25 protein-coding genes are annotated in these 24251 nt (G+C 74.9%); 15 read left to right on the forward strand and 10 right to left on the reverse strand.

Annotated features, from left to right (window positions below):
- The 5 genes from ABT403_RS02935 to ABT403_RS02955 all read left to right on the forward strand — a co-directional run bounded on the left by ABT403_RS02935 (position 1) and on the right by ABT403_RS02955 (position 5819).
- On the forward strand, positions 1 to 909 hold the full coding sequence (locus ABT403_RS02935) for an NAD-dependent epimerase/dehydratase family protein (RefSeq protein WP_344157394.1): 909 nt from the start codon (positions 1 to 3) through the stop codon (positions 907 to 909).
- Positions 906 to 1568 carry a spherulation-specific family 4 protein gene (locus ABT403_RS02940; RefSeq protein ID WP_344157397.1) on the forward strand — a complete coding sequence of 221 codons (663 nt, stop codon included), beginning with the start codon at positions 906 to 908 and terminating at the stop codon, positions 1566 to 1568. Before ABT403_RS02935 ends, ABT403_RS02940 begins: the two co-directional genes overlap by 4 nt.
- Entirely contained in the window at positions 1565 to 2497 is a 933-nt protein-coding gene (locus ABT403_RS02945; RefSeq protein WP_344157400.1) for an endo alpha-1,4 polygalactosaminidase, read from the forward strand. The genes ABT403_RS02940 and ABT403_RS02945 overlap by 4 nt, the downstream gene beginning before the upstream one ends.
- Positions 2498 to 2743: 246 nt before the next feature.
- Entirely contained in the window at positions 2744 to 4291 is a 1548-nt protein-coding gene (locus tag ABT403_RS02950; protein WP_344157403.1) for a lipase family protein, read from the forward strand.
- Between the two features lie 79 nt (positions 4292 to 4370).
- A complete protein-coding gene (locus ABT403_RS02955) occupies positions 4371 to 5819 on the forward strand; it encodes a cytochrome P450 family protein (RefSeq protein ID WP_344157406.1) in 1449 nt (482 codons plus the stop codon).
- Positions 5820 to 5873: 54 nt separating this feature from the next.
- Here the strand turns inward: ABT403_RS02955 and ABT403_RS02960 are convergent, their stop codons facing one another.
- Positions 5874 to 6656 (reverse strand): lysophospholipid acyltransferase family protein, encoded by a 783-nt coding sequence (locus tag ABT403_RS02960; RefSeq protein WP_344157409.1) that lies wholly within the window; start codon positions 6654 to 6656, stop codon positions 5874 to 5876.
- A gap of 222 nt (positions 6657 to 6878) precedes the next feature.
- Here ABT403_RS02960 and ABT403_RS02965 point away from each other — a divergent pair, with 222 nt between their 5' ends.
- Positions 6879 to 8423 (forward strand): NAD(P)/FAD-dependent oxidoreductase, encoded by a 1545-nt coding sequence (locus ABT403_RS02965; protein ID WP_344157412.1) that lies wholly within the window; start codon positions 6879 to 6881, stop codon positions 8421 to 8423.
- Positions 8424 to 8456: 33 nt separating this feature from the next.
- Here ABT403_RS02965 and ABT403_RS02970 read toward each other — a convergent pair whose 3' ends face one another.
- Both ABT403_RS02970 and ABT403_RS02975 read right to left on the reverse strand, forming a co-directional pair.
- The gene (locus tag ABT403_RS02970) at positions 8457 to 9671 is read right to left on the reverse strand and encodes a PP2C family protein-serine/threonine phosphatase (RefSeq protein ID WP_344158934.1); all 1215 of its coding nucleotides are present in this window, start codon (positions 9669 to 9671) and stop codon (positions 8457 to 8459) included.
- A 55-nt stretch (positions 9672 to 9726) separates the two neighbouring features.
- The gene (locus ABT403_RS02975) at positions 9727 to 10629 is read right to left on the reverse strand and encodes a Rieske (2Fe-2S) protein (RefSeq protein WP_344157415.1); all 903 of its coding nucleotides are present in this window, start codon (positions 10627 to 10629) and stop codon (positions 9727 to 9729) included.
- Positions 10630 to 10771: 142 nt separating this feature from the next.
- Between ABT403_RS02975 and ABT403_RS02980 the strand changes: the two genes are divergently transcribed.
- Entirely contained in the window at positions 10772 to 11266 is a 495-nt protein-coding gene (locus ABT403_RS02980; protein ID WP_344157418.1) for a flavin reductase family protein, read from the forward strand.
- Positions 11267 to 11324: 58 nt separating this feature from the next.
- On the opposite strand, the gene ABT403_RS02985 is transcribed toward ABT403_RS02980, so the two are convergent.
- Positions 11325 to 12131, reverse strand: coding sequence for an STAS domain-containing protein (locus tag ABT403_RS02985; RefSeq protein WP_344157421.1), 807 nt, complete (start codon positions 12129 to 12131; stop codon positions 11325 to 11327).
- Between the two features lie 128 nt (positions 12132 to 12259).
- Here ABT403_RS02985 and ABT403_RS02990 point away from each other — a divergent pair, with 128 nt between their 5' ends.
- Together ABT403_RS02990 and ABT403_RS02995 are read left to right on the forward strand one after the other, a co-directional pair.
- Entirely contained in the window at positions 12260 to 12640 is a 381-nt protein-coding gene (locus ABT403_RS02990) for a helix-turn-helix transcriptional regulator (RefSeq protein WP_344157424.1), read from the forward strand.
- A gap of 138 nt (positions 12641 to 12778) precedes the next feature.
- Complete coding sequence (locus ABT403_RS02995) at positions 12779 to 13459, forward strand: GAF and ANTAR domain-containing protein (protein WP_344157427.1); 681 nt, start codon at positions 12779 to 12781, stop codon at positions 13457 to 13459.
- An 81-nt stretch (positions 13460 to 13540) separates the two neighbouring features.
- On the opposite strand, the gene ABT403_RS03000 is transcribed toward ABT403_RS02995, so the two are convergent.
- Positions 13541 to 13771 carry a DUF6480 family protein gene (locus ABT403_RS03000; protein ID WP_344157430.1) on the reverse strand — a complete coding sequence of 77 codons (231 nt, stop codon included), beginning with the start codon at positions 13769 to 13771 and terminating at the stop codon, positions 13541 to 13543.
- A 125-nt stretch (positions 13772 to 13896) separates the two neighbouring features.
- On the opposite strand from ABT403_RS03000, the gene ABT403_RS03005 reads away from it, so the two are divergent.
- Together ABT403_RS03005 and ABT403_RS03010 are read left to right on the forward strand one after the other, a co-directional pair.
- A complete protein-coding gene (locus ABT403_RS03005) occupies positions 13897 to 14859 on the forward strand; it encodes a TIGR03557 family F420-dependent LLM class oxidoreductase (RefSeq protein WP_344157433.1) in 963 nt (320 codons plus the stop codon).
- A 40-nt stretch (positions 14860 to 14899) separates the two neighbouring features.
- Positions 14900 to 16996 (forward strand): catalase, encoded by a 2097-nt coding sequence (locus tag ABT403_RS03010; protein ID WP_344157436.1) that lies wholly within the window; start codon positions 14900 to 14902, stop codon positions 16994 to 16996.
- Between the two features lie 108 nt (positions 16997 to 17104).
- Here ABT403_RS03010 and ABT403_RS03015 read toward each other — a convergent pair whose 3' ends face one another.
- Both ABT403_RS03015 and ABT403_RS03020 read right to left on the reverse strand, forming a co-directional pair.
- Entirely contained in the window at positions 17105 to 17623 is a 519-nt protein-coding gene (locus ABT403_RS03015) for a DUF5709 domain-containing protein (protein WP_344157439.1), read from the reverse strand.
- Entirely contained in the window at positions 17620 to 17802 is a 183-nt protein-coding gene (locus tag ABT403_RS03020) for a hypothetical protein (RefSeq protein ID WP_344157442.1), read from the reverse strand. Before ABT403_RS03020 ends, ABT403_RS03015 begins: the two co-directional genes overlap by 4 nt.
- Positions 17803 to 17997: 195 nt before the next feature.
- Between ABT403_RS03020 and ABT403_RS03025 the strand changes: the two genes are divergently transcribed.
- The 3 genes from ABT403_RS03025 (at position 17998) to ABT403_RS03035 (ending at position 20321) form a co-directional block, all read left to right on the forward strand.
- Complete coding sequence (locus ABT403_RS03025; RefSeq protein ID WP_344157445.1) at positions 17998 to 18321, forward strand: plasmid stabilization protein; 324 nt, start codon at positions 17998 to 18000, stop codon at positions 18319 to 18321.
- Between the two features lie 113 nt (positions 18322 to 18434).
- Positions 18435 to 18962 (forward strand): DUF4142 domain-containing protein, encoded by a 528-nt coding sequence (locus tag ABT403_RS03030; protein ID WP_344157448.1) that lies wholly within the window; start codon positions 18435 to 18437, stop codon positions 18960 to 18962.
- A 306-nt stretch (positions 18963 to 19268) separates the two neighbouring features.
- A complete protein-coding gene (locus ABT403_RS03035) occupies positions 19269 to 20321 on the forward strand; it encodes a M4 family metallopeptidase (RefSeq protein WP_344157451.1) in 1053 nt (350 codons plus the stop codon).
- 54 nt (positions 20322 to 20375) lie between these two features.
- Here ABT403_RS03035 and ABT403_RS03040 read toward each other — a convergent pair whose 3' ends face one another.
- From ABT403_RS03040 to ABT403_RS03050, 3 genes are all read right to left on the reverse strand, one after another.
- Positions 20376 to 20933, reverse strand: a complete 558-nt coding sequence (locus tag ABT403_RS03040) for a hypothetical protein (protein WP_344157454.1) — start codon at positions 20931 to 20933, stop codon at positions 20376 to 20378.
- A gap of 1 nt (position 20934) precedes the next feature.
- Positions 20935 to 21477, reverse strand: coding sequence for a hypothetical protein (locus ABT403_RS03045; protein ID WP_344157457.1), 543 nt, complete (start codon positions 21475 to 21477; stop codon positions 20935 to 20937).
- 98 nt (positions 21478 to 21575) lie between these two features.
- Positions 21576 to 22583: a glutathione S-transferase family protein gene (locus ABT403_RS03050; protein WP_344157460.1), complete on the reverse strand. Its 1008-nt coding sequence runs from the start codon at positions 22581 to 22583 to the stop codon at positions 21576 to 21578.
- Positions 22584 to 22928: 345 nt separating this feature from the next.
- On the opposite strand from ABT403_RS03050, the gene ABT403_RS03055 reads away from it, so the two are divergent.
- Positions 22929 to 24251: a polysaccharide deacetylase family protein gene (locus tag ABT403_RS03055; protein ID WP_344157463.1), complete on the forward strand. Its 1323-nt coding sequence runs from the start codon at positions 22929 to 22931 to the stop codon at positions 24249 to 24251.

Genomic DNA, 24251 nt, shown 5'->3' on the forward strand with positions numbered 1-24251 from the left:
ATGCGCATTCTCGTCCTGGGCCGGACCGGCTACCTGGGCGCCCACGTCGACGACCGCCTGCGCGCCCTCCCGGGCGCGCGGGTGTTCGACGGCGGACGCTCGCCCGGCGCCGACTTCGGCATCGACCTCGCGGCCGACCGGCCCGAACGGCTGGCGGACGTCCTGGCCGCCGCCGCGCCCGACGCGGTCGTCAACTGCGCGGGCGCGACCGGCGGGGACGCCGTGACCCTCGCCGAGGTCAACGCCCGCGGCCCCGCCGCCCTGTGCGCCGCGCTGCGGCAGGCGGCGCCCGCGGCCCGCCTGGTGCACCTGGGCTCCGCCGCCGAGTACGGGCCCGGCACCCCCGGCACCCGGGTGGCCGAGTCGGACACCGCCTGTCCGGTCACCCCGTACGGGGCGACCAAGCTGGCCGGCACCGTCGCCGTCACCGCCTGCGGGCTGGACGGCGTCGTCCTGCGGGTGGGCAACCCGGTGGGACCCGGGGCGCCGGCCGGCGGGCTGCCCGGCCGGATCACCGCCCTGCTGCGGGAGGCCGGAACCGATCCGGGGGCGGTCCTGCGCCTCGGCGACCTGTCCGCGCACCGCGACTTCGTGGACGTACGGGACGTGGCGCGGGCGGTGGAGCTCGCGGTCACCGCGCCCGGCCCGCTGCCGCCCGTCCTCAACATCGGCGCCGGCCGGGCGGTACCCGTCCGCGAGCTGGTACGGGGCCTGGCCGGGCGGGCGGGCTTCCGGGGCCGGATCGAGGAGGAGGCCGCCGGTTCGGCCCGGTCCGCCCAGGTGTCCTGGCAGTGCTCGGACATCACCGCCGCCGGCGAGGCCCTCGGCTGGCACCCGGTCCACGGGCTCGGCGACTCCCTCGCCGCGCTGTGGGCGGCGACCGCCCCGGCGGGAACCCGGACGCCATGACCCTGCTCGTGCCGCTGTACGTCCACCCCGCCGAGGACCCGGGCGCCTGGCACCGGCTCATCACCGGCGCCGCCGGCACCTACGGGGTGGTGCTCAACCCGGCCGACGGGCCCGGCGAACGCCCCGACCCGGCGTTCGCCGCCGCGGCCGCCGCGCTGCGGACGGCCGGCGCCCGCCTCCTCGGCTACGTGGACACCTTCTACGGGGCGCGCGGACAGGTCGAGGTGGTCCACGAGATGTGCCGCTACCAGGAGTGGTACGCGGTCGACGGCTGCTTCCTCGACCGCGTGGCCCCCACCCGGGAGGAACTGCCCGGCGCCCGCCGGCTGGTCCGCTCGCTGCGCCGGCTGGGCGCCGCGCCCGTGGTGCTGAACCCGGGCGTCCACCCCGTCGCCGGGTACGTCCGCCTCGCGGACCTGACCGTCACCTTCGAAGGGCACTGGTCGACGTACGTCTCCTCCTTCACCCGGCCGTCCTGGACGGCCCGGCACGACCCCGAGCGCTTCTGCCACCTCGTCTACGGGGTGCCCGAGGCCCTGGTCCCGCTCGCCGTCCGCACCGCGCGCGAACGCGGCGCGGCGGTGTCCGGGCCGGTCACGGGCGAACTCCCCAACCCATGGAAACAGTTGACCCCCGCACTCACCGGGATGGAACGATGAGCCGCACCCTGCCGGCCCGCCTCGGCCTGCTGACCGTCATCACCGCACTGGTCCTGACGGGCTGCGCCGGCAACGACGACGATGACGACGACGCGGCACCCGCCCCGTCCGGCCCCACCGCGAGCGGGGGGCCGGGACCCGCCTCGCCCGGACCCACCAGCCCGGCCTCCCCCTCCGCACCCGGCTCGCCGCCCGCCCCGTCCCCCTCCGCTCCCGGAGACCAGGCCAAGGGTCGCTGGAAGCCGCAGCCCGGGCTGGCCTGGCAGTGGCAGCTCGACGGGCGCTCCGACCCCTCGGTCGACGTACCCGTGTACGACATCGACGGGTTCGAGAACTCCGCCGACGACGTGGCCCGGCTGCACCGCGACGGCCGCAAGGTGATCTGCTACGTCAACGTCGGGGCGTGGGAGGACTTCCGGCCGGACAAGGACGCCTTCCCCACCAGCCTGTTCGGCAGGCCCAACGGCTGGAAGGGCGAGCGCTGGCTGGACATCCGCCGGATCGACCAGCTCCGCCCGATCATGGAACGCCGTTTCGACATGTGCCGGGACAAGGGCTTCGACGCGGTGGAACCCGATCTGGTGGAGGCCTACGGCAACGACACCGGCTTCCCGCTGACCGGGGAGCACCAGCTCGCCTACAACCGGATGATCGCCGAGATCGCGCACGCGCGCGGACTGTCCGTCGGCCTCAAGAACGACCTGCCGCAGATCCCCCAGCTCGAAGGCGTCTTCGACTTCGCGGTCAACGAGGAGTGCGCCCAGTTCGGCGAGTGCGAGGCGCTGAGCCCCTTCATCAAGGCGAACAAGGCGGTCTTCCACGTGGAGTACAAGGGGACGCCCTCGGGCTTCTGCCCCGAGGCCCGCAAGCTCAAGCTGTCCTCGATGATGAAGAACCCGGAACTGGACACCTGGCGCAAGCCCTGCTGAGCCCGCCGCCCCCGGAGCCCGGGCACCGGGGGCGGCGGCGTCAACCACGGGCCCCCGGCGGCGTCCCCCGAACGGGCAGCGGCGCGACCGGGGTCGCCGGGCGCCCGGATTCCCGTGGCGGCGGGGCGTTCCGGGCGGCGCGGACCGGCACGTGCGCCGGAGCGGGCGCCCCGGTGCGCCGACGGCGCCCCCGCCCGGTGCCACCATGCGTCGCGAACAGCGGGTCATGCGACGAGAGGTTGGAACGTGACGCCTCAGGCCACCGGGAACCCCGCCCGGCAGCTCACCGACGGGCAGCGGCAGCCCACCCCCGGCGCCGCCCGGACTCCCGGCACCCCCGGACCGCCCCGGGTCCCCGAAGCGGGCCCCGACGGCGCGCGCCCCACCGCCCCGGGCGCGGCCGCCACCGCCCCGGGCGCGGCCGCGGCCGCGGCGCCGGCCGCCCCCGGGCGTACCGACACCGAACTCCTCATCGCCGCCTCCGTGCTGCTCGCCGACGCCGCCCTCGCCGCCAAGAAGGCCGGAGCCGACCTCACCGGAGCGCTCACCGGCGGCCGCTTCGCACTCCAGGCCCTGCGCCGCCCCACCTGGGCCCTCGGCACGGCGGTGTCCTGCGTACGGGCGCTGACCGCCCCGGCCGGGCTCGGCTTCGGCGCCAACGGCGGCCTCGTCGGCGAACTCGCCCGTATCGCCGGCAACGTCACCCGCCGACGGCCCGCGGCGGTCGCCATGGCGGTGGACGCCTTCGCCCTGCGCATCGAGGCGGCCACCGTGACCCACCCCAACCTGGGCGCCGAGCACGCCCGCCGCCTCACCGGCGCCCTCGTCGCCGGCGACCGGCTGGAAGCCGCCCGGGCCCTGCACGCCCTCGTGGAACGGCTCGGCGTCACCCGCGCCCTCACCACCGTCAGCCCCGTGATCATGGAACTCCTGGCGCTGACCGGGCTGCTGGACGAGAACCCCGTCAACGACGAGTTCTCCTGGGTCACGCTCGCCGGCGGAGTACCCACCACCGACCCGTTCCTCGGCCTGCCCAGCTCCCTCCTCAAGTACCTCAACCCCGGCCCCGGCCGCGCCGAACGCGCAGACCCGGACCCGATCCTCGCCAAGGTCCTCGGCACCTCCCGCAACGACATCGTCAGCTACATCAACGACATCGGCGCCCTCGGCAACCATGGCCTGGTCCTGCTGCGCCGCGTCGCCTGCGCGGACGGCGCCGAGCGGCACGTCCTGCTGCTCCCCGGCACCAGCTTCGCCCTGCTCAGCAACAGCACCCCGCAGGACCTGGTCGGCGCCTTCGACGGCTGCCTGCGCACCGACACCACCTACACCCGTGCGGCCAAGAAGCTGCTGCGCCGGGCCGGAGTGCCCGCGGGATCGGAGCTGATGCTCGTCGGCCACAGCCTCGGCGGGCTGACCGCGATGAACCTGGCCTCCGACGTGGACGTCGCCTCGGAGTACCGGATCACGCACGTGATCACCCTCGGCGCCCCGATCGACAACAAGCGGCCCGCCGACCACACCACCCGGGTGGTCAGCCTGGTCAACAAGCACGACGTGATCCCCATGCTGGACGGCCGGGGCCCGGCCTCCCCGCACGACCTCCCGGACCGGTGGGTGGAGCTGGCCTGGCTCGACGAGTCGTACGACTACCCGCTCTCGCACGCCCCGCAGGCCTACTCCGACAGCCTGCGCGGGGAACTGGCCCACTACCGCGACCGCGTCAACGCCCTGATCGGGTGCTACGACGGCGAGATCACCGGCAACCAGCCGTACATGCTCCGCGACAGGTGACCCGCCCCGCGTCCGCGCCCCCGTCCGCGCCCGCGCCCCCGTCCGTGCCCCCGCGTGACCCGAGGGAGAACACCCCCCGATGACCACCCCCGCCCCCGCCCGGCCGCTGGAGAACGCGGTGTTCGGCGCGGCCATGCTCGCCCACCGCCTGCCCTGGGCGGACGCCCCCGCCCGCGCCCTGGGCCTCGACGCCCTCACCCGCGAGGGCGCCGCCCGCGCGGTCCTCGCGCACCTGTGCCGCACCGGCTCCGGGCGGGCCGTCCGGCTGCGCACCCCGTTCGGCTCGTTCCTCGTCCCGCCCGGCCCGGCCGGCACCGCCGGGCTGCTCGCCGAGGGCGCCGCCGCGGACGCGCTGGCCCCCGCCGTACGGCTCGACGCGGCCGGGCGCCGCCACGGCCTGCACCCCCACGTCCCGCTGCCGCCGGACGCCGCGCCGGGCGCCGACGCCCTCGCCGGACCGCTGGCCGAGGAGCTGGAGCGGGTGGCCGGCGCCCGCGGCGACGACGACGTCCTGCCCTGGGAGACCTGGCGGTCCGGCCTGCTGCGCGTCGCCCGCCGCGTGGTGGCGGGCACGGCCGCGGCCGACGACACCCTGCTCAGCGAGGTGCTGGCGCGGGCGGCGGCGGCCGCGGGCAGCCGCGCCTACGACGGCCGCGCGGCCGCCCTGCACCGCAGGCTCGCCCCCTACCTGGCCGACCCGGACCCCGGCTCCGTGGCGGCGGGCCTGGCCCGGGGCACGGCGGCCGTGCCCGCCGCCCGGACGGAGGGCGCGGTCCCGCCGGGGGAGGGGCGCCGCGAGGATGTGCTGGCCCACACCCTGGCCGTGGTCTCGGAGGCGGCCGTCACGACCGCGCTCCAGGCCCTCGCCCTCACCGGCGCGGGCATGCCGGCCGCGGTGACCGGCCCCGCCGGGGCCGTGGCCCTCGCCCTGGACCGCTTCCCGCCGGTGGAGGCGGCCGTCCACCCCGTCCGGACCCGCTTCGTATGGGAGGGGTTCATCGTCGAGGCGGGTACCGAGGTCCTGGCCGCCCCGGCCTGGCTGCCCCGGGACGCGGGCGGCGAGGACGCCGACGGGCACCCGGGCGGGGCCCCGCGCCACGACCGGCCCTCGCCGCTCTGCGGATCCGCGACCGGCTGCACCGCCGCCGCCTTCGCCGTCCGGGTGGCCGAGGAGATCGTCCGGATCCTCACCGCGACCGCCCGCCCGGCCCTGCTCTCCCCGGCGCTCACCCCGGACCGCATGCCGCTCACCCTCGCCCCGCACACCCTGCGCGTCGCCCTGGCCGACGGGGGCGCCGTCCCGCCGGCCGGGCACGCCGCCGGCCCCGCCTCGTACGCGGTACTGGCCCGCGCCGACGCGGACCGCCTCGACGGGCACGCGCGCCGCCTCGCCGCCTGCGCCGCAGAGCCGGGCTGGAACGGCGACGAGACCGGGGAGCGCTTCCGGACGCGGCTGCTGGAGCACGCGGACCGGTGCACCCGAGCCGCCGCCGACGTCCGCGCGGCCGCCCGCCGGCTGGCCGACTGAGCCGCCGGACGGTTCCGGGCGCCGTCTCCGCCGCCCCGGAACCGTCCGGACGACCTACCGCAGGAAGCCGTCCCGCCGTCCGCGTTCCCGGTCGACCATCCCCTGCACGGTGTCCCGCACCTCGGCGCTCAGCCGCCGGGCGGCAGCCGAGCGGTCGCCGAAGCCCCGGGGCCGGTCGGGCGGGGTGATGGGCTCACCGATGGTGATCAGCCATTTCGCGGGCAGCGGGAAGGGCGAGGTCAGCGGGAAGTAGGGCAGGTCCAGGAACCTCGCCAGCGCGGGCAGCTCCCCGATCTTCGGTGACGACTCCTCCGCCCCGATCACGCCGACCGGTACCACCGGCGCCCCGGTGTGCAGGGCCGCCACCGCGAAGCCGGGGTTGAAGGACTGGAGCCGGTAGCGGTCACGGAACGGTTTCTCCAGCCCGGAGACCCCCTCCGGGAACACCGCGACCAGTTCCCCGTCGCCGAGCCGCTTGAGCGCCGCCCTCGGGTCGCTGGGCACGGCGCCCATCCGCGCGGCGTACGGCCCCAGCACCGGAAGCCGGAAGACGAACGGCGCCGCGAGCACGTGCAACTCGCGCCGCAGTGACCGGCGCAGGACCTTGTGGAGCACGAAGGCGTCCAGTCCCCAGGCCCCGGAGTGGTTGGAGACCAGCACCGCAGGCCCGTCGGCGGGGATGTTCTCCAGCCCCAGCACGTCCAGCCGGAACCATTCGTCGATGAACCATTCGAGCAGCCGCTCCCAGGCGTCCTCGCCGGCGGCTCCGAGGAGCTTGCGCAGGAAGCGCAGCTCGCTCCCGGCGACCTCGATGACATCGGCCAGGCTCTCGGTCACGAAACGGACCTCCCCCTTCTCCGTCGGGATGGCAAGTTCCCCTCACAGCGGGGGCTTTCACGGTGAACGGCCGCAAGGCCCGATTGATCACGAGGACTTCCGGAATTCGCCCCTTCGACTCTTCGTTCGCCCGTTCCCCTGGGGATTCCGCGCGCCACGCAATGATCTTCGGCTCGTTGAGCGGGGCGGACCGTTCACCGATCGACCCCCAGGAGACCCTTCATGGCCGACACCGCGCTTCCGGTGATCCTCGTCGCGGACCCCGATCCGCTCCGCCGCCACGAGACGGCCGGGCTGGTACAGGGCTGGTACCGGACGTCCTTCCGCGTCCTCCAGGTCGGCGGCCTGTCCGAGGCGGAGCGGGTGCTGCACGCGCTGGCCGGGCAGGACGTCCCCGTCTGCGCGGTGGTCACCGACGAGGACCCGGGAGCGCATCCCGAACGGCACCCGGCCACCCGCTGGCTGCCGCTCACCGGCGCCGAGCCGCTGCGGGCCGCCCTCGACGACGCCCTGTGCACCTGGAACGCCGACCGCCGCGGCGGCCTGCCCACCGCCGAGGTGCGCGGAGACCGCTTCTCGCCCGCCGCCTACGCGATCCGCGACTTCCTCGGCCGCAGCGACGTCCTGTTCCGGTGGCTGCCGCAGGAGGACGGACGGGACGCGCCGGTCACCGTCCGGCTCGGCGACGGCACCGAACTCGTCGATCCCCCGGTCAGCGAACTGGCCGACCGGCTCGGCCTCATCAGGCCGGCCGAGCACGAGCGCTACGACGTCGCGGTCATCGGCGGCGGCCCCGGCGGTCTCTCCACGGCCGTGTACGCCGCCGCCGAGGGCATGAGCGTGGTCGTCATCGAGGACGACGCCCCCGGCGGCCAGGCGGGATCGACCTCCCGGATCGAGAACTACCTGGGCTTCCCCGTCGGACTCACCGGCGGCGACCTCGCCCAGCGCGCTCTCCAGCAGGCCCGCCGGGTCCGCGTCGAATGGCAGCCGACCCGGGTGGCGACCCGGCTGATCCCGGCCCAGTCGGGGGACCACACCGTCGAGTTCGTCAAGGCGGGCACCGCCGAGACCGCCACCGTCTCGGCGGCCTCCGTCGTGGTGGCCACGGGCGTGGAGTGGAACCGCCTCTCCAGCCCCGGCACCGACCGGCTCCTCAACTCCGGCGTGTACTACGGGGCTTCCCTGTCCGACGCGCCCTCCACCGCCGGCGAGGACGTCTACATGGTGGGCGCGGGCAACTCCGCGGGCCAGGCCGCCCTCTACTTCGCCCGCTACGCCCGCTCCGTCACCCTCCTCGTCCGGGGCACCGACCTGGGCGCCTCCATGTCGAACTACCTGGTCCAGCGCATCGAACGGACCCCGGGCCTGCACGTCCTGCTCGGCACCGAGGTGGCCGAGTGCCTGGGTGAGACCACGCTCACGGGCCTGCGCCTGCGGACACGCACCGGCGGCGAACGCACCGTCCCCGCCCAGTGCCTGTACGTCCTGATCGGCGGCCGCCCCTCGACGGACTGGCTCGACGGCTCCCTGGAACTCGACGACCGCGGCTACGTCCTCACCGGCGCCGGCGGAGCCGGCCGCGACGCCCTTCCCATGGAGACCAGCCTGCCGGGCGTGTTCGCCGTCGGCGACGTCCGCTCGGGCTCGGTCAAGCGCGTCGGCGCCGCCGTCGGCGAGGGCGCCGCGGTGGCGCACTCCCTGATCGAATACCGCCGCCGCCACACCGGCCGCTTCCGCGACGTGGGCGCCGTCGGCGGGTTCTGACGGGCCGGCGGCCCGCGGCTCCTCCGGGCGGGTTCAGGGCGTGGGGTGCCATTCGCACAGCAGGATCGTCGCGTCGTCGTGCAGCCGCTGGTCCTGGTGGGTGAGGAGGTCCAGGATCAGCCGGCGCAGCGCCTCGGGGGCCGTGCTGCCCGAGGCCATCGAGCGGATGACGGTGTCGGTCAGCCGCTCCTCGCCGAACAGCGCGCCCGAGGCGGAGCGCGCCTCGGTGACGCCGTCGCTGTAGAGGAGGACCCGGTCGCGGGGCTGGAGGCGGGCCCGGTACGCCTCCGGCGGGGCCTCGGTGTGGAAGCCCAGGCCGAAGGGCAGCTGCGGCGGGCGCTCCAGGGCCGCCGGGACCACGTGTCCGTCGCGGATCAGCAGGGGCGGCGGATGGCCGCAGTTGATCCAGGCGAGCTCCCCGCGATGGGTGTCCAGCCGGGCCAGGATCCCGGTCATCAGCCGGTCCGGGACCCACTGGTGCAGGGTCCGCTCGATGGTGGTGGCGACGTCCTCCAGACCGCCGCCCGCGCGGCGGGTGGCACGGCACGCGGCCAGCCCGGCGGCGCTGGCCCCGCCGGCCGCGAGGTCGTGCCCCATGGCGTCCAGCAGGGTCAGGTGGAGCAGGCCGTCGCTGAAGTTGTGGTCGAAGGCGTCGCCGCCGATGTCGTACGCGGGCTCCAGGACGGCCGACGAGGTGGCCTGGCTCGTACCGATCGTGCGGGGCGGCAGGAACGCCCACAGCAGCTCCGCCTGGAGCGTCATCGGCCGGCTGCGCCCCCGGACGACCAGCAGGTCGTGGTGGGTGGACTTGGAGACGACGATCAGGGTGGCCAGGGCCGCCAGGGTCCGGCAGTCCTCCAGGGCCTCCGCGTCCAGCCCCGGCGCGGTCGCCCGCATGACCCCGAGGCGTTCGACCCCGTCGACCATCGGCACCCAGGCGGTGGTGCGGTCACGGGAGAGCTGGAGGTGCTGGGCGCGGTAGGCCAGGCCGGCCAGCGAGCCGTCGATGTCCAGGGCCCGCGCCCGTTCGTCGGCGTCAGTGGTCTGTTCCGTCCCGGGGTGGTCGGCGGCGAGCTGGGGCAGGGCCACGAGCCGTACCTGCTGGAGATCGGCCAGGTACAGGCACGTCCCGGTCAGCCCCAGCCGGCGCGCCGCCTCGTCGATCAGTGCCGGTATCTGGCGCGCCGAGACCTCGTGGGAGCGCTCCAGCACCCACGCCAGGACCGCGCCCGTCCGGGCGGCCGCCATCGCGCTCACCCCGTCGCCGTTCCGTGCCCGTACACGCGTGCTCCACCGCCCCGGCTCAGGCCGCCGCCGGTTCCCGTCCGCGCAGCAGCCGGGCCTCGACCCGGCCCGCGACGACGCGGGTCTCGAAGGCGGGTTGCGGGGCGGTGGCCGGGCCCTCGACGTTCCAGCCGTCCGACAGCCGGAACCGGCTGCCGTGCCAGGGGCAGCGGACGCAGCCGTCCTCCAGCTCCCCTTCCGACAGCGGGCCGCCCATGTGGGAGCAGCGGTCGGCCAGCGCGTGGACGTTGTTGTCGTCCTCGCGCACGACGAGGACGTCCACGCCGTCGATCCGCGCCAGGACGGCCCGGCCCACGGGGAAGGCGGTCGCCGCGCCCAGGTGGTGCCACCCGTCGCGGACCATGTGCCCGACCTGCTCGGCGTGGTTGGCGCCGGCCGCCTGCCGGTAGGCGAGGTGGCCGCCCAGCGCGCCGGCCGCGCCGACGGTGGCCAGCCCGGCCAGGGCCAGGGCCCTGCCGCGACGATGCCGGCCGCGGGTCCGGGCCGCGAGGGAGGCGGCGTAGAGGGCGACGCCGGCGGTGTTGGCCAGGGCGTGGACCAGCCCGGTACGGGCCTGCTCCGGCGGCAGCTCCGCCCAGTCCGCCCAGCCCGCGGCGGCCGCGGGCGCCGCCGCGGCCAGGCCGACCCCGACCAGGACCGGGGCGGCGGCGCGGTGCCGCTCGGGGAGCAGGTCCAGTACGGCGGCCGAGAGCCAGGTCCCGATCGGCACCTGGACCAGCAGGGGATGGGCCGGATGCCCCAGCGGGCGGCCGTGGAGCAGGTCGCGCACGGGGCCGAGGGGAAGGGCCCGGACCGCCGAGCGGAGCCCCGCGATCAGGGCGTCGGCCTGGGGGGCCCGCTCCAGCCGGTCGACCGCCGCGAGCAGCGGCCCCGGACCCGGTGTCGTACGGTGCTTTTCCATGGCGTCGCGTCTACCCGGGGTGCCGGGAGCCATGTACGGGCCCGGGCGCCACCTGATCCCGCCGCGCCGCCCGGCCGCGCATGGCCGGCCGTGGGGCGGGGCAGGGGCGGACGGGGGCGGGAGACGTCAGGAGGCGGCCGCCATGCCGGAACCGGATCTCGGGGACTTCGCCGTCGCGCAGGACGGCCCGCTGTACGTGGTCACGGCGGCCGCGGACGGGGAGCGGTCCGGGTGTCTCGTCGGCTTCGCCTCGCAGTGCTCGATCGATCCGCCGCGCTTCGTGGTGTGGCTGTCGGTCGAGAACCACACGTACGGCGTGGCGCGCCGCGCCCGCCACCTCACCGTGCACGTGCTGGGCCGGGACCAGGAGGCGCTGGCGCGGCTCTTCGGCGGCCGGACCGGGGACCGCACGGACAAGTTCGCCGGGGTCGGCTGGAGGCCGGGCCGGGAGGGCAGCCCCGTGCTGACGGGGGTGGCCGCCTGGTTCACGGGGCGGATCGAGGCCGTGGTCGCCGGGGGCGACCACGAGGGCTTCCTGCTCGCCCCGGTCGAGGCGGCGGCGCCGTCCTCGGGCACGGCCTCGGCGCCGCTGCGGTACGGCGACGTACGGGACCTCGAAGCAGGCCACCCGGCCTGACCGCGCCGCACCGGGGCTGCTCAGCCGGCCCCTCAGCCGGGCCCCTCAGCCGGGCCCCTCAGCCGGGCCCTTCGTCGGCCCGGACCGGTCGTCCTGCGGGCGAGGCGGCGGAGAGCAGGGCGCGGTCCAGGTGCGCGTGGAACTCGACGAAGCCGGACGTGCGGCTGTGCTGCACGACCGGGCCGGTCAGCCGGTGCGGCCCCACGAGCAGCAGGCGCCGGCCCCGGCCGGACAGGGTGCGCCCCAGCTCGCTCAGTACGGCGGTGGCCGCCGGGGTCATCAGCGTCAGGCCCCCGAGTTCGACCACGTACGCGGGCGTCCCCGGGTCGGCGCCGTCCAGCGCGTGCCGCAGGGCCGAGCGGTCCTGCGGTTCCACGGAGCCCTCCAGGAGCACCACCCAGACCCCGTCGTCGGCGTCCGGCACCTCCAGCCGCGCCCTGCTGACGTCGAAACCGCGCCGGCCCTCCGGCCGCGCCGGTGCCGCGAACCCGGCGGGAAGCCCGTCCGCGTCGGCGGCGACCGGCGGGCCCGCCACCTCCAGCAGCCGCCGGACGGCGGGCGGGGCGGCGGTGACCCGCAGCGGCCGGCGCCTCTCGGCGGCCTCGCGCTCCACGTCGAGCAGGACGTTCAGCCCCGAGCAGTCACGGAAGCTCGCCCGGGCGACGTCGAGGCCGATCCCTCCGGGACTGGCGTCGAGGGCGGCGAGCAGCGCCCGGCGCAGCTCGTCGGCGCAGTCGACGTCGACCGCGCCGGTGACCCGTACGGCAGCGGTGTCCGGGCCCTCGCGCAGGACGGTCACGTCCATCGTCCCGTCGGGGAGCCCGCGCCCCTCGCGGGGGATCTCGGGGTCAGTGGAGGTGGTCATGGAAGCTCCAGGGAAGCCCGAAAAGCTCTCTGATCGGATTTTCAACAGAATCCGGACGTACGTCAAGATTTACCGGAAATTCTCAGCAGGTGATCCATACCGTGCCGGTTTGGGGCATAGTGGGGGTTATGGAACCGGCTATCGAGCGCCGGCCCCGGTGGACCTTCCTCACCAGCCACGCTCGCGTCCTCCTCGCGATCTCCCGGGACCCCGGGGTCCGGCTGCGCGACGTGGCCGCGAGCTGTGCCCTCACCGAGCGGACCGTGCAGGCGATCATCGCCGACCTGGAGCAGGACGGATACCTCCTGCGGGACCGGGCCGCCGACGGGCGGCGCAACCGGTACGCCATCGTGCCGGGCGGCCGGTTCCGCCACCCCGCCGAAGCGGGGCACGAGATCGTCGGCCTCCTCGAACTCCTCTCCACCGGCCCGCAGCCCGCCGCCGGGCCCGTGCGGGACGGCGCCGGAAGGCCGCGCCCCTTCGACCCCCGTGGCCCCGCCGGCCCTTGACACGGCGGGCCCGTCCGGTCGCCGCGCAGGGAGGTGAGCAGCATGCCCCCGGACCGGTCGCACGACGACGGTCCCCGAGCCCGGGGGGACCCCGGAGGGGACGCAGGCGCCGGCGCGCCCCGCGACGTCGTGCGGCGTATGGTGCGGGCCCTGGACGGCGTCCCCGCCGACCTGCTGCCGTCCCGGCTCTGCCATGCCGCCCTCGGCCTGCTGCCCGTGAGCGGACTGGCCATGCGCCTCAGCGGTGACGACGCCGCCGTTCCGCTCTGCGCGAGCGACGACACCGCGCACCGGATCGTGGAGATCCAGTTCATCCTGGGGGAGGGGCCGGCCGTGCGCGCCGCGGAGGTCTTCGCCCCGGTGCTCGCCCCCGACCTGGCCGGCGGCCCGAACGCCCGCAGGTGGCCGCTGTTCGCCCCCCAGGCCGTCGAAGCCGGGGCCCGGGCGGTGTTCTCCGTGCCGCTGGGCACCTCCACGGTGGTCCTCGGCACCATGGACCTGTACCGCGACGCCCCCGGCATGCTCAAGGCGCCGGCCCTGCGCACGGCCATGCTCGCGGCGGACGCGGTGACGGTGCTGCTGGCCGCCTTCGGCCACGGCCCCACCCCCGTCGAGGGGGTCGCGGCCTGGCTCCACGACGCCGAGAACCACCGGACCGAGGTCTACCAGGCGGCGGGGATGATCATGTCCCAGCTGGGCCTCGGCCCCGACGAGGCCCTCGCCCTGCTCCACGCCCGGGCCTTCCGCGACGGCCGCACCGCGACCGAGGTCGCCCGCGACGTGATCAGCCGCACCACGGACTTCCGCGAGAACGACTAGGCGTGTCGTCCCGGGCGGGCGGGCCGCCTGGACGACACCCGGCGACCGGGAGCGGCGACCGGGCCCTGACGCCCGGACGGGTCACAGGGCGAGGACGATCCCGTACGCGAGGAAGAACAGCGCCACGAGGACCGCCAGGAGCACGATGGCCACGAGCGGCCCCTTGGACCAGCCCCGCTTGAGCGGGCGGTGGGGTCCGGCTCCGGAAGCGGTGCTCGCCTCGGCGGGAGGGGTCTCGCCGGGCGGCACCGAGCCGCCCGGCTCCAGACCGGTGGTGTTGCGGGGGTCGGGGTCGGGAGAGTTGGTAGTCATATCCGGCGTGTCCCCGCATTCCGGTCAGGCATGCCCGCCCGGTGTCCGGCGGCGGAGCCCGGGCAGACGCGGTACCGGGAGCCCGCGGGGCCACCCGGCCCCCGCCCCGGTGAAAGGTGCTGTCCATGACCGAGTTCGGCTACTTCCTGGCGTGTGAGGAGTTCACGCCCGCGCAACTGCTCGACCAGGCCCGGCGGGCCGAGGAGGCCGGATTCACCCGGCTGGCGATATCCGACCACTTCCACCCGTGGAACGACGCCCAGGGCAACAGCCCCCTGGTCTGGTCGGTGATCGGCGCGCTGTCGCAGGCCGTCTCCCTGCCGGTCACCACCCTCGTCACCTGCCCCACCGTCCGGATGCACCCGGCGGTCACCGCCCAGGCCGCGGCCACCTCCAGCGTCCTGCTGGACGGCCGCTTCAGCCTCGGCGTCGGCACCGGCGAAGCCCTCAACGAACACGTCCACGGCGACCGCTGGCCGCCGTTCGCCGACCGGGCCGCCATGCTGGAGGAGGCCGTCGAGGTCATGCGCAGGCTGTTCACCGGCGACCTCGTCAGCCACCGCGGCACCCACTACACCGTCGAGAACGCCCGCCTCTACACCGTGCCGGACACCCCGCCCCCGGTCCTCGTCTCCGGCTTCGGCCCGAACGCCGCCGAGCTCGCCGGGCGCATCGGGGACGGATACGTCCTCATGAGCCCCGGCAAGGAGCTGATCGACGCCTTCCGGCAGGCCGGCGGCGCCGGCAAGCCGGTGGTGGGCGGCCTGAAGGTCTGCTGGGACGAGGACCGCGACCGGGCCGTGGACACCGTCCACCGCCTCTGGCCCAGCGAACTGCTCCCCGGCGAGCTGGCCCAGATCCTGCCCACACCCGCCCACTTCGAGCAGGCCTGCGAGCTGGTCACCCGGGAACAGGTCGCCGAGAGCGTGCCCTGCGGGGACGACCCCGAGGCCCACATCGAGGCCATCCGCGCCTACGTGGACGCCGGCTTCGACGAGCTCTACATCGGCCAGATCGGACAGGACCAGGCCCCCTTCTTCGAGAACTTCCGCACCAAGGTCCTCCCCGCCCTGTCCCCGGCCCGCTAGTCCCCCCCCCGCGACACCCCTCCAACCCCCGGGAGAGAGCATGCCCGAGAAGTACGAGCCCGAGCACGCCCCCGCCGGCGGGGCCCCCGCGCCCGAGGCCCCGAGCGGGGCGTACCTGACGAACGCGCAGGGCACCCGGCTGTACGAGAGCGACCACTCGCTGAAGGCCGGCCCGCGCGGTCCGGTCCTCCTCCAGGACCACCACCTGCGCGAGAAGATCACGCACTTCGACCACGAACGGATCCCCGAACGCGTGGTGCACGCCCGGGGCGCGGGCGCCCACGGCGTCTTCCGCGGCTACGGGGCGGCCGGAGAGGTCTGCAAGGCGGCCTTCCTCGGCCGCGACGTCGAGACGCCCGTGTTCGTCCGCTTCTCCACCGTGCTGGGCTCCCGAGGATCCGCCGACACGGTGCGCGACACCCGGGGCTTCGCCGTGAAGTTCTACACCGGGGAGGGCACCTTCGACCTGGTGGGCAACAACATCCCGGTCTTCTTCATCCAGGACGCGCTCAAGTTCCCCGACGTCGTCCACGCCGCCAAACCGCAACCGGACCGCGAGATACCGCAGGCCCAGAGCGCGCACGACACCTTCTGGGACTTCGTCTCCCTGCACACCGAGGCCACCCACCACACCCTGTGGAACATGTCCGACCGGGGCATCCCCCGTTCCTACCGGATGATGGAGGGCTTCGGCGTCCACACCTTCCGGCTGGTCAACGGGGCGGGGGAGACGGCACTGGCCAAGTTCCACTGGAAGCCCGAACTGGGCGTGCACTCCCTGACCTGGGAGGAAGCCCAGATGATCGGCGGCATGGACCCGGACTTCCACCGCCGCGACCTCTTCGACGCCATCGAGTCCGGCGCCTTCCCCGCGTGGGAACTCGGCATCCAGGTCTTCCCCGATACCCCCGGGCAGACCTTCGAGGGCATCGACCTCCTCGACCCCACCAAGATCGTGCCGGAGGAACGCTCACCCGTGCAGCCCGTCGGCCGGCTGGTCCTCAACGCCAACCCGAAGAACTTCTTCGCGGAAACCGAGCAGGTCGCCTTCCACCCCGGGCACCTGGTGCCCGGGGTCGACATCACCGACGACCCGCTGCTCGCCGGCCGCCTCTTCTCGTACCTGGATACGCAGATCAGCCGGCTCGGCGGCCCCAACTTCGCCCAGATCCCCGTCAACCGGCCGCACGCCCCGGTCAACGACATGCTGCGCGACGGCATGCACCAGAGCGCCGTGCACACGGGCGTGGCGCCCTACCGGCCCAACAGCCTGGAGGGCGGCTGCCCGTTCACGGCGGGAGCGGACTCGGCGGCGTACGTCGAGGCGCCGGTGCGCGTCCCCGCCGCGGACAAGAGCCGCGAGGCCGCCGCCTCCTTCCGCGACCACTTCAGCCAGGCGCGCCTGTTCTGGCTGAGCATGAGTCCGCCGGAGCGCGAGCACATCATCGCCGCGTACACCTTCGAACTGGGCAAGTGCGACGAACAGGCGGTCAAGGAAGGGATGGTCGGCGTCCTCGCCAACATCGACCCCGGCCTGTGCGCACAGGTCGCCGCCGGGCTCGGTCTGCCCGCCGCCGAGCCCACCGTCCCCCTCGCCGACGTCACGCCCAGCCCCGCGCTGTCCCAGGTGGGCGGGGTCTGGCCGGTCGCCGGCCGGGTCATCGGCATCGTCGCCGACCCGGCCGGCGACCCCGGCGAGGTGCGGACCGTCCGGCGGGCCGCCCTCGCCCAGGGCATGCTCCCCCTGGTCATCGCCCCGACCGGCGCCGCGCTCGACGGCGACGGTGAACCCGTCCCCGTACAGCGCACCTTCGCGACGGCGCGTTCGGTGGAGTACGACGCCGTCGTCCTCGCCGGCGCCCCACGGCCCGCCGCCGACGCCGGCGGCGCGCGCGACGCGAAGGCCGGCGCCCCCGGTGCGCCGGAACTCGACCCGCGCGTGCTGCTCCTGGTCACCGAGGCCTACCGGCACGGCAAGGCCATCGCCGGCTGGAACGGGGGCGAGCGGGTGCTGGCGGCCGCCGGGATCGCCGCGGACGCCCCCGGCGTCATCGTCGGCGGCTCCGGCGAGTCGGTCCTGGACGGACTCGCCCACGCACTGGGCGGACACCGGGTCTGGGAGCGCTTCCCGGCGTGAGTACCCCGCCGGGCGGGCGTGCGTGAGCGCCCCGCCGGGCGGGCGTGGTCGTGCAACGGTCCCGGGACGGCTCGCGTTCCCGGGACCGCGCTCGGCGTCCGGCCGCCGTCAGGTTCCGCGCTCCGGTTCCTCCTCGACCACGTGCACGGCCGCCTCCTCCGCGGAAGCCGCGCCGCCGTCGATCCCGGTGTCGCGGGCCACCACGGAGAGGTGCCGCACCGGCGGCCGCTCCTCGGCCGGGGCCATCCGGCCGGCCCTCTCCCGGCCCGCCGTGGACGCGTCGCCGTGGGGATCGCCGGACATGTCCTCGCTCTCCTCCCCGCCGGCCGCGCCCGCCTCGTCCTCTCCCGGAACGGTCTGCGAACCGGTGCCCGCCCCGGCGTCGTCCCGCTCCGGCTCCTCCTGCGCGAGCCGCTGGTCGAGCGTCTCCCCGGCGCGCTGTTCCCCGGCGGTGGTGCCGTGCCGTTCGGCCGCCAGGGGCCGGTCGGGCGGCGAGTAGCCGGTGTCCAGGATCCGGTCCGCGTCCGGCTCGCCGAGCGCGTTCTCCATGTCCGGCTGCGATTCGCCGGGCTCCGCCTCGCCGTGGGGGCGGTACACCTCGTCCCCCCGGGCCTCGTTCTCACTCATCGACGCCTGCCCCCCTCCGGCGCGGTCTCACTGCCGTGCCCGCGCCCGGCGGGCCGGTCGGTCCCGAACAGGTCGAGCATCCGCTCCATGACCTCGTCGAAGTCCTGCCACGGCCCCGCCGGTTTCCGGCCGGAACGGCTGACGGCCCCGTCCGGGTGACTGCTTCCCTTCGCAGACATGACGGCCTCCTCTCGGAGTCTCGGACGACCGCGTCTTCCCCGGATCCGGGGGCCCATGCGGGCCGGACGGGTGAATGCCGTCCGCCCGTGAGCGCGGCCATGACCGCGCGCACAGCGGGTAGGCGCCGGATACGGCCGGCACGGGCCGGCCCGTCACCCAGAGGCCAGAGGCCAGAGGAACGGAAGGAGAAGGCCATGCCCCGTGGCTCCTCCCCCAAGAGGGAACGGCAGTACGAGCACATCAAGGAATCGGCGCTCGACCGCGGCGAGTCCACGAAGCGGGCCGAGGAGATCGCCGCCCGCACGGTGAACAAGGAACGCGCCCGCTCCGGCGAGTCGAAGACGGCCAGCCGGTCCTCCACCGAGGACATGTCCTCGTCCAAGCGTGGCGGCCAGCGGTCGCACAGCGGCTCCCAGGGGCCGACGAAGGACCAGCTCTACAACGAGGCGAAGAAGCGGAACATCAAGGGCCGCTCCCAGATGGACAAGGCCGAACTGAAGGAGGCGCTCGGCCGCTGACCCCTCCGCCCCGCCCCCCGGCGGACGCCGTTTGGGCGGGCGGGCCGGGGTAGACGCCGGGAAACCGGCCGGCCGCCAGCCGGGCGCCGGCCGTTTCCCTCCAGGAGGCCGGCATGCGCCCCTCACGCTTCGCCATCGCCGCGGCGGTGGCCACCGTCGCCATGGGCACCTTCACCCCCGCCGCCCTCGCGGCCGGGCAGGCGGGGAACGACGACCAGAAGTTCGTCGTGACCGTCCACCAGGGCAACCTGGCCGAGATCGCCGCGGGCACGGACACGCGGACGAACGCGGACATGACCTGCGTCAAGGACGTGGGCGCCACCCTGGTCAAGGACCACACCAAACTGGACGCCGACCTCAAGGCGCTCGCGCGGAAGCTGGACGTCACCCTCCCCGACAAGCCCACCGCGGCGCAGCGGCGGCAGCTGGAGGAGATCCAGGGCAAGGCCGGGACCCCCGCCTACGACACGGCGTGGCTGAAGGCCCAGTCGGACGCCCACCAGGCCACCCTCAAGGCGATCGACGGCGAGATCGCCAACGGGTCGGACGCCCGGGTGGTCGCGGCCGCGAAGCAGGCGCGTCCCGTCGTCGCCGAGCACCTCGACATGGTCCGCGACGGCACCTGCCACGTCATGGGCTGACGAGCGGGGGTTGGCTCCGCTCCGGCGGGGCAGACGCAGCACGGGCCCGCGGGGCGCGTCGTGATCCTTCCCCCCGGTCCACGACCCCCGCGGTCCCGCCCGGCCCCCCTCGCTTCCCCCCGGGGCCGGGCTTCTCCACGCCCGCCGCCGGCCGTGTCCACGGCCGGCGGCCACCGGGCGGCTCCGGATGATTTCCGGCGGAGGCACCCCGCGGCGTCAAGGGCCTGGTCAAAAGGGGGTCGCGTGCGCAAGGATCACGGCCGCACCACGCACGCCCCTCCCACCCCCCGTCCCAGGAGGATCTGTATGGCTCGCCGCATATCCCGCGGCCTCGTCGCCGCGGCCACCGCCACCGTGGCCACGCTCACCCTCGCCGGCCCGGTCTCCGCCCAGGCCGCCGGAGCCGGCACGGCCGGATCCGCGCTGCCCCAGGCCCGGGTCTTCATGGTCAACCCCGTCCAGTCCTCCGGCGACCAGTCGCTGACCGACGGCAAGGACGGCAACGCCGCCGTCCCCGCCTCCGCGTACGCGGTGGCCGCCCTGCGCAACCTCGACGCGAGCGGCGCCCTCTCGGGTAAGTGGGCGGCCGTACGGTCGGAGACCGGCGCCCCGGCGCGCCTCGCGGACGTCGGCTCGTACAGCCGCAAGGACGACCAGTTCGAACAGGTCATGGCGTACTTCTGGGTCAACGAGGCCCAGGAGTACCTCCAGAGCCTCGGCTTCGGCAGCGAGCTGCCCGGTGCCAACGACCGCGTGCAGCCCGTCCGGATCAACCAGTGGGGCGCCGACAACTCCTTCTTCTCCGACACGAAGACCGAGATCCGCTTCGGCAAGGGCGGTGTGGACGACGCCGAGGACGCCGAGGTCATCGTCCACGAGTACGGGCACGCCGTGCACAACGCCCAGGTGCCCGGCTTCGGCACCTCCCCGGAGTCCGGCGCGATCGGCGAGGCCTTCGGCGACTTCCTGGCCGTCTCCGTCGGCGCGTACGCGGACGACAAGTACGGCTGGCCGCGCAAGACCGACCTGGCCTGCGTCGGCGACTGGGACTCGGTCGAGTACAGCGCGGCCCCGCACTGCCTGCGGCGGGTGGACGGGAACAAGGTCTACGCCGACCGCGTCGGCGAGGTCCACGCGGACGGGGAGATCTGGTCCCGGGCGCTGTTCGACATCCGGCAGGCGCTCGGCGCCCGTACCGCCGGCCGGATCATCGTGAACGCCCAGTTCGGGTTCCGCCCCGACACGAGCTTCCAGGACGCGGCGCTGGCGACCGTCGCCACCGCGCAGCGCATGTACGGGGCCGACGCGGCGGCCGCCGTACGCGCCGCGTTCAGGGCCCGGCAGATCCCCGGGGTGTAGCGGCCGGACGCGCAGGTGCCGCCGGTTTGGCCGGCGGCACCTCCGCGTCGGTCCTCAGGCGTTCAGAAGGCGGTTGAAGAACGAGCGGTAGTGCTGGAGGGCCTGGCGCAGGTCCTCCGTCGCCACGTCGTCACCGCGCTGCCACTGGCCCTCCAGCTCCTGCTTGTGCGAGGCGAAGGTGCCGGCGAGGCTCTGCATGACCTCGGCGACCAGGGTGTCGGCCGAGGTGACGGCCTCGCGCGGGTCGTCGACGAAGCGGCCCTGGATCTCGCTCCAGGCGGTGCGGAACCGCTCGGCGTCCCCGGTGGCGAGCAGCGGCTGCCCGTCCCCGCTCCCGTCCGTCCCGGCTCCGGCGGACGCCTCGCCCGCCGGGCCGGGAGAGCCGTCCACCGCCCGGCCGGACCCGCTGATCTCCTCGTCCGCCTCGTCCGCCGCGCCGAACCCCTCGTCCTCCCGTCCGGCGGCCGAGCCGCCCGACAGGTCCTCCCCGGTCGCTTCGCCCGGGTACACCGCGGGTCCCGTGCCCGGGCCGGCGCCCGCACTGCCCGGGTCCGCGAGGTCCTCGGTGGTCAGGGGGGCCGTGCCCCGCTCGGTCTCGTCGTGGGTGCCCATGTCACCGGCTCCTCTGGTCCGTCAGCAGTTCGTCGAACAGGGCGCGGTAGTGCACCATCGCCGCACGGAGCTCCTCCGTGGTGGCCTGTCCGCCCGCGCCGCGCGTCCTGATGTCGTGGGCGGCCCGGTAGTGCTCGAGGGTCCGGCCGTGCTCGACCGAGAGGTCGCGGACGGCGCCGCGGTACCCGTCGGTCGGGTAGCCGCGTTCCCTCATCAGCTTCGCCACCAGTTCGTCGGCCTCGTCGACCGCGCCCGCCGGCTGGTCCACGAAGTGCTCCTGGACCTCGCTCCAGCGGTCGGCGAACTCGCCGCGCCGCTCGGGGGGAAGTTCCCTGATGTCGAGCTTGTCGTGCCGGACCTCGCGGGCGTGCAGATCGCGCTCGGCGGCCAGGACGCCGCCCTTCTCCTCGACCGTGCGCTCGTACTCCGGCCCGAAGCGGTTGCGCAGGTGACGCCGTCGCGCGAGGAGCGCGAGCGTCACGGTGATGGCGAGCACCACGACCACCGCGGCCACGACGACGGCTATGAGTGTGTTGGTCGACATCTCGGTCCTCCGTCCCGGGCGCCTCGCGCCTGTACGAGCGCGGCTGCCCACCCGTCGGGTGGACAAACCCTCTGGAAACGCCCCTTCGTGCCCGCGGTTCAGCCGAGCGGGCCGTGGGCGTACGGCACCGCCTCACCGGGAGGTACGGGGCCGGGGGCGGTGCCGTCGCCGAACGGGCGGCCGCCCAGGCCGGCGCGGCCGTGCGGGGCGAGCCAGCCCCGCAGGTCGGGACCCGCCGGCACGATGCCGGTCGGGTTGATGTCCGTGTGCACCAGGTGGTAGTGCCGCTTGATGTGGACGAAGTCGACCGTGTCGCCGAAGCCGGGTGTCTGGAACAGGTCCCGGGCGTACGCCCACAGCACGGGCATCTCGGTCAGCTTGCGCCGGTTGCACTTGAAGTGGCCGTGGTAGACGGCGTCGAAGCGCACCAGGGTGGTGAACAGCCGCACGTCCGCCTCCGTGATGGTGTCACCGACGAGGTAGCGGGACCGCTCCAGCCGCTCGGACAGCCGTTCCAGCCGGTCGAACAGGCTCCGGTACGCCTCGGCGTACGCCTCCTGGGAGCCGGCGAACCCGGCCCGGTAGACGCCGTTGTTCACGTCCCGGTAGACCGCCTCGTTCACGCCGTCGATCTCGGCGCGCAGCTCCGGCGGGTAGAGCGCCGGCGCGCCGGGGCGGTGGTACGCCGTCCACTCCAGCGAGAGGTCGAGGGTGATCTGCGGGAAGTCGTTGGTCACCACCCGCCCGGTGGGGACGTCCACGATCGCCGGCACGGTGATCCCCCGGTCGTAGCCGGGGTCGCGGGCGAAGTAGGCCTCCCGGAGCCGCTTGATGCCCAGCACGGGGTCGCGCCCGCCCGGGTCGAGGTCGAAGGTCCAGCTTCGCTCGTCGTGGACCGGCCCCGCCACGGCCATGGGCAGGGCCTCCTCCAGCCCGAGGAGCCGCCGTACGACGACCGCCCGGCTCGCCCAGGGGCAGGCCCGGCTGACCACCAGGCGGTAGCGCCCGGGCTCCACCGGGTAGCCGTCCCGCCCGTCGGCGGTGATCCGCGTCGTCAGGTACCGGCTGTCGCGGGAGAACCCCTGGCCGGCGGTCACATAACCCACGCCCGGCGCCTACCCGGCGAAGCCCGCCGTGAACACGCACCTTGGCCAGATGCCGTATAAGTCCCATGCGGCCGCCTCCCGCCCGGGCGGCGCACGCCCCCGGCGGGAGGCGGCCGCCCGTGCGACCGGAGCCCGCGCCGCCGCCCCCGTGGCGGGAATGGAACGGAATGTTCCGGGAAGGACAGGAGGCGCACGCGCGCCGGAGGCCCGAACGGACTGTGAGGTGGCTGTGAAGTACCGGACGAGGGGGGTCCGGGGTGCGGGAAGAGTGCCGACAAGTTCTATATTCGTACGAACCATCCACGCGCGGCGGCCCGGCTGCGGTGATCAGGGGGGACGACAGGCATGGCCGACACCGACACCGTTCCGGGCAACCGGACGGAGTCCCGGAGTGCCCGCAAGCTCCGGCGGAAGGCGCGCAGCCGCAAGCGCCTGGGCATAGCCACGGCCGTCGTCGCCCTGGGTGGGGCGGCGGCCACCGCGTACGCCTTCACCCTGGGCGGTGCCTCGGGGGCCGCGCAGCGCGACGCCAAGCTGGCCGCCTCGGAGAGCGCCGCCGACGCGGCCGCCGCCGCCAAGGGCGCCGAGCAGCCCTGGGACGGCAAGGTCAAGGTGCTGGGCGACGGCTCCACCTCCTACACCGGACCACAGCCGAACCAGCTCAAGCCGGAGAAGCTCAAGCCCGGCGAGAAGCCGCCGCAGTTCGTGGTCTTCTCCTGGGACGGCGCCCTGGAAGGCGATGACCACCTCTTCTCGCACTTCCGCCAGGTGGCCAAGGAGAACAAGGCCCACATGACCTTCTTCCTCACGGGCATCTACCTCCTGCCCGACGACAAGAAGGCGCTCTACCGCCCGCCGCAGCACCCGCAGGGCGCGGCCGCCATCTCCTACCCGACCGTCCCGCACGTGAAGTCCACCCTGGGCCAGCTGCGCGGCGCCTGGACCGACGGCAACGAGATCGGGTCGCACTTCAACGGGCACTTCTGCGGCCCCAAGGGCGGCGGGGACTGGAGCCCCGACGAGTGGAAGAGCGAGATCGACCAGACGTACGCGTTCGTCAAGAACTGGAAGACCAACACCGGCTTCACCAAGGAGGCGCCGCTGCCCTTCGACCCCGACCGCGAGGTCGTCGGCGGCCGCGCGCCCTGCCTGGAGGGCCAGAAGAACCTCCTGACGGCGATCAAGCCGTACGGCTGGCGCTACGACGCGAGCTCCTCGGGCGACTTCCAGCTGTGGCCGTCCAAGATGAACGGCATCTGGAACTTCCCCCTCCAGCTCGTGCCCCTCCAGGGCAAGGAGCTCCAGGTCCTCTCCATGGACTTCAACTTCCTCTACAACCAGTCCGGCGACAGCACCAAGGGCGACCCGGCGAAGTACCCGGCCTGGGAGGCGCAGACCCGCGGCTCGTACATGAACGGCTTCAACCGCGTCTACAACGGCAGCCGGGCGCCGATGTTCATCGGCAACCACTTCGAGGACTGGAACGGCGGCATCTACATGCAGGCCGTCGAGGACGTGATGCGGGACGTCTGCCCGCGCTCGGACGTCCGCTGCGTGTCCTTCAAGGAGCTGTCGGACTGGCTCGACGCCCAGGACCCCAAGGTCCTGGCCCAGCTGCGCATGCTGGACCCGGCGCAGGCGCCCGACTGGAACACGCTGGTCAAGTGA

It is taken from the genome of Streptomyces sp. NPDC000075, assembly GCF_040301925.1.
In the GTDB taxonomy this organism is placed as follows: Bacteria; Actinomycetota; Actinomycetes; order Streptomycetales; family Streptomycetaceae; genus Streptomyces; species Streptomyces polychromogenes.

Bases quoted from the DNA above. Each gene is read 5' to 3' on its own strand.
- ABT403_RS02935 (WP_344157394.1), top strand. From the start codon at position 1: ATGCGCATTCTCGTCCTGGGCCGGACCGGCTACCTGGGCGCCCACGTC.
- ABT403_RS02940 (WP_344157397.1), top strand. From the start codon at position 906: ATGACCCTGCTCGTGCCGCTGTACGTCCACCCCGCCGAGGACCCGGGC.
- ABT403_RS02945 (WP_344157400.1), top strand. From the start codon at position 1,565: ATGAGCCGCACCCTGCCGGCCCGCCTCGGCCTGCTGACCGTCATCACC.
- ABT403_RS02955 (WP_344157406.1), top strand. From the start codon at position 4,371: ATGACCACCCCCGCCCCCGCCCGGCCGCTGGAGAACGCGGTGTTCGGC.
- ABT403_RS02965 (WP_344157412.1), top strand. From the start codon at position 6,879: ATGGCCGACACCGCGCTTCCGGTGATCCTCGTCGCGGACCCCGATCCG.
- ABT403_RS02970 (WP_344158934.1), bottom strand. From the start codon at position 9,671: ATGGCGGCCGCCCGGACGGGCGCGGTCCTGGCGTGGGTGCTGGAGCGC.
- ABT403_RS02975 (WP_344157415.1), bottom strand. From the start codon at position 10,629: ATGGAAAAGCACCGTACGACACCGGGTCCGGGGCCGCTGCTCGCGGCG.
- ABT403_RS02980 (WP_344157418.1), top strand. From the start codon at position 10,772: ATGCCGGAACCGGATCTCGGGGACTTCGCCGTCGCGCAGGACGGCCCG.
- ABT403_RS02985 (WP_344157421.1), bottom strand. From the start codon at position 12,131: ATGACCACCTCCACTGACCCCGAGATCCCCCGCGAGGGGCGCGGGCTC.
- ABT403_RS02990 (WP_344157424.1), top strand. From the start codon at position 12,260: ATGGAACCGGCTATCGAGCGCCGGCCCCGGTGGACCTTCCTCACCAGC.
- ABT403_RS02995 (WP_344157427.1), top strand. From the start codon at position 12,779: ATGGTGCGGGCCCTGGACGGCGTCCCCGCCGACCTGCTGCCGTCCCGG.
- ABT403_RS03000 (WP_344157430.1), bottom strand. From the start codon at position 13,771: ATGACTACCAACTCTCCCGACCCCGACCCCCGCAACACCACCGGTCTG.
- ABT403_RS03005 (WP_344157433.1), top strand. From the start codon at position 13,897: ATGACCGAGTTCGGCTACTTCCTGGCGTGTGAGGAGTTCACGCCCGCG.
- ABT403_RS03010 (WP_344157436.1), top strand. From the start codon at position 14,900: ATGCCCGAGAAGTACGAGCCCGAGCACGCCCCCGCCGGCGGGGCCCCC.
- ABT403_RS03015 (WP_344157439.1), bottom strand. From the start codon at position 17,623: ATGAGTGAGAACGAGGCCCGGGGGGACGAGGTGTACCGCCCCCACGGC.
- ABT403_RS03020 (WP_344157442.1), bottom strand. From the start codon at position 17,802: ATGTCTGCGAAGGGAAGCAGTCACCCGGACGGGGCCGTCAGCCGTTCC.
- ABT403_RS03025 (WP_344157445.1), top strand. From the start codon at position 17,998: ATGCCCCGTGGCTCCTCCCCCAAGAGGGAACGGCAGTACGAGCACATC.
- ABT403_RS03030 (WP_344157448.1), top strand. From the start codon at position 18,435: ATGCGCCCCTCACGCTTCGCCATCGCCGCGGCGGTGGCCACCGTCGCC.
- ABT403_RS03035 (WP_344157451.1), top strand. From the start codon at position 19,269: ATGGCTCGCCGCATATCCCGCGGCCTCGTCGCCGCGGCCACCGCCACC.
- ABT403_RS03040 (WP_344157454.1), bottom strand. From the start codon at position 20,933: ATGGGCACCCACGACGAGACCGAGCGGGGCACGGCCCCCCTGACCACC.
- ABT403_RS03045 (WP_344157457.1), bottom strand. From the start codon at position 21,477: ATGTCGACCAACACACTCATAGCCGTCGTCGTGGCCGCGGTGGTCGTG.
- ABT403_RS03055 (WP_344157463.1), top strand. From the start codon at position 22,929: ATGGCCGACACCGACACCGTTCCGGGCAACCGGACGGAGTCCCGGAGT.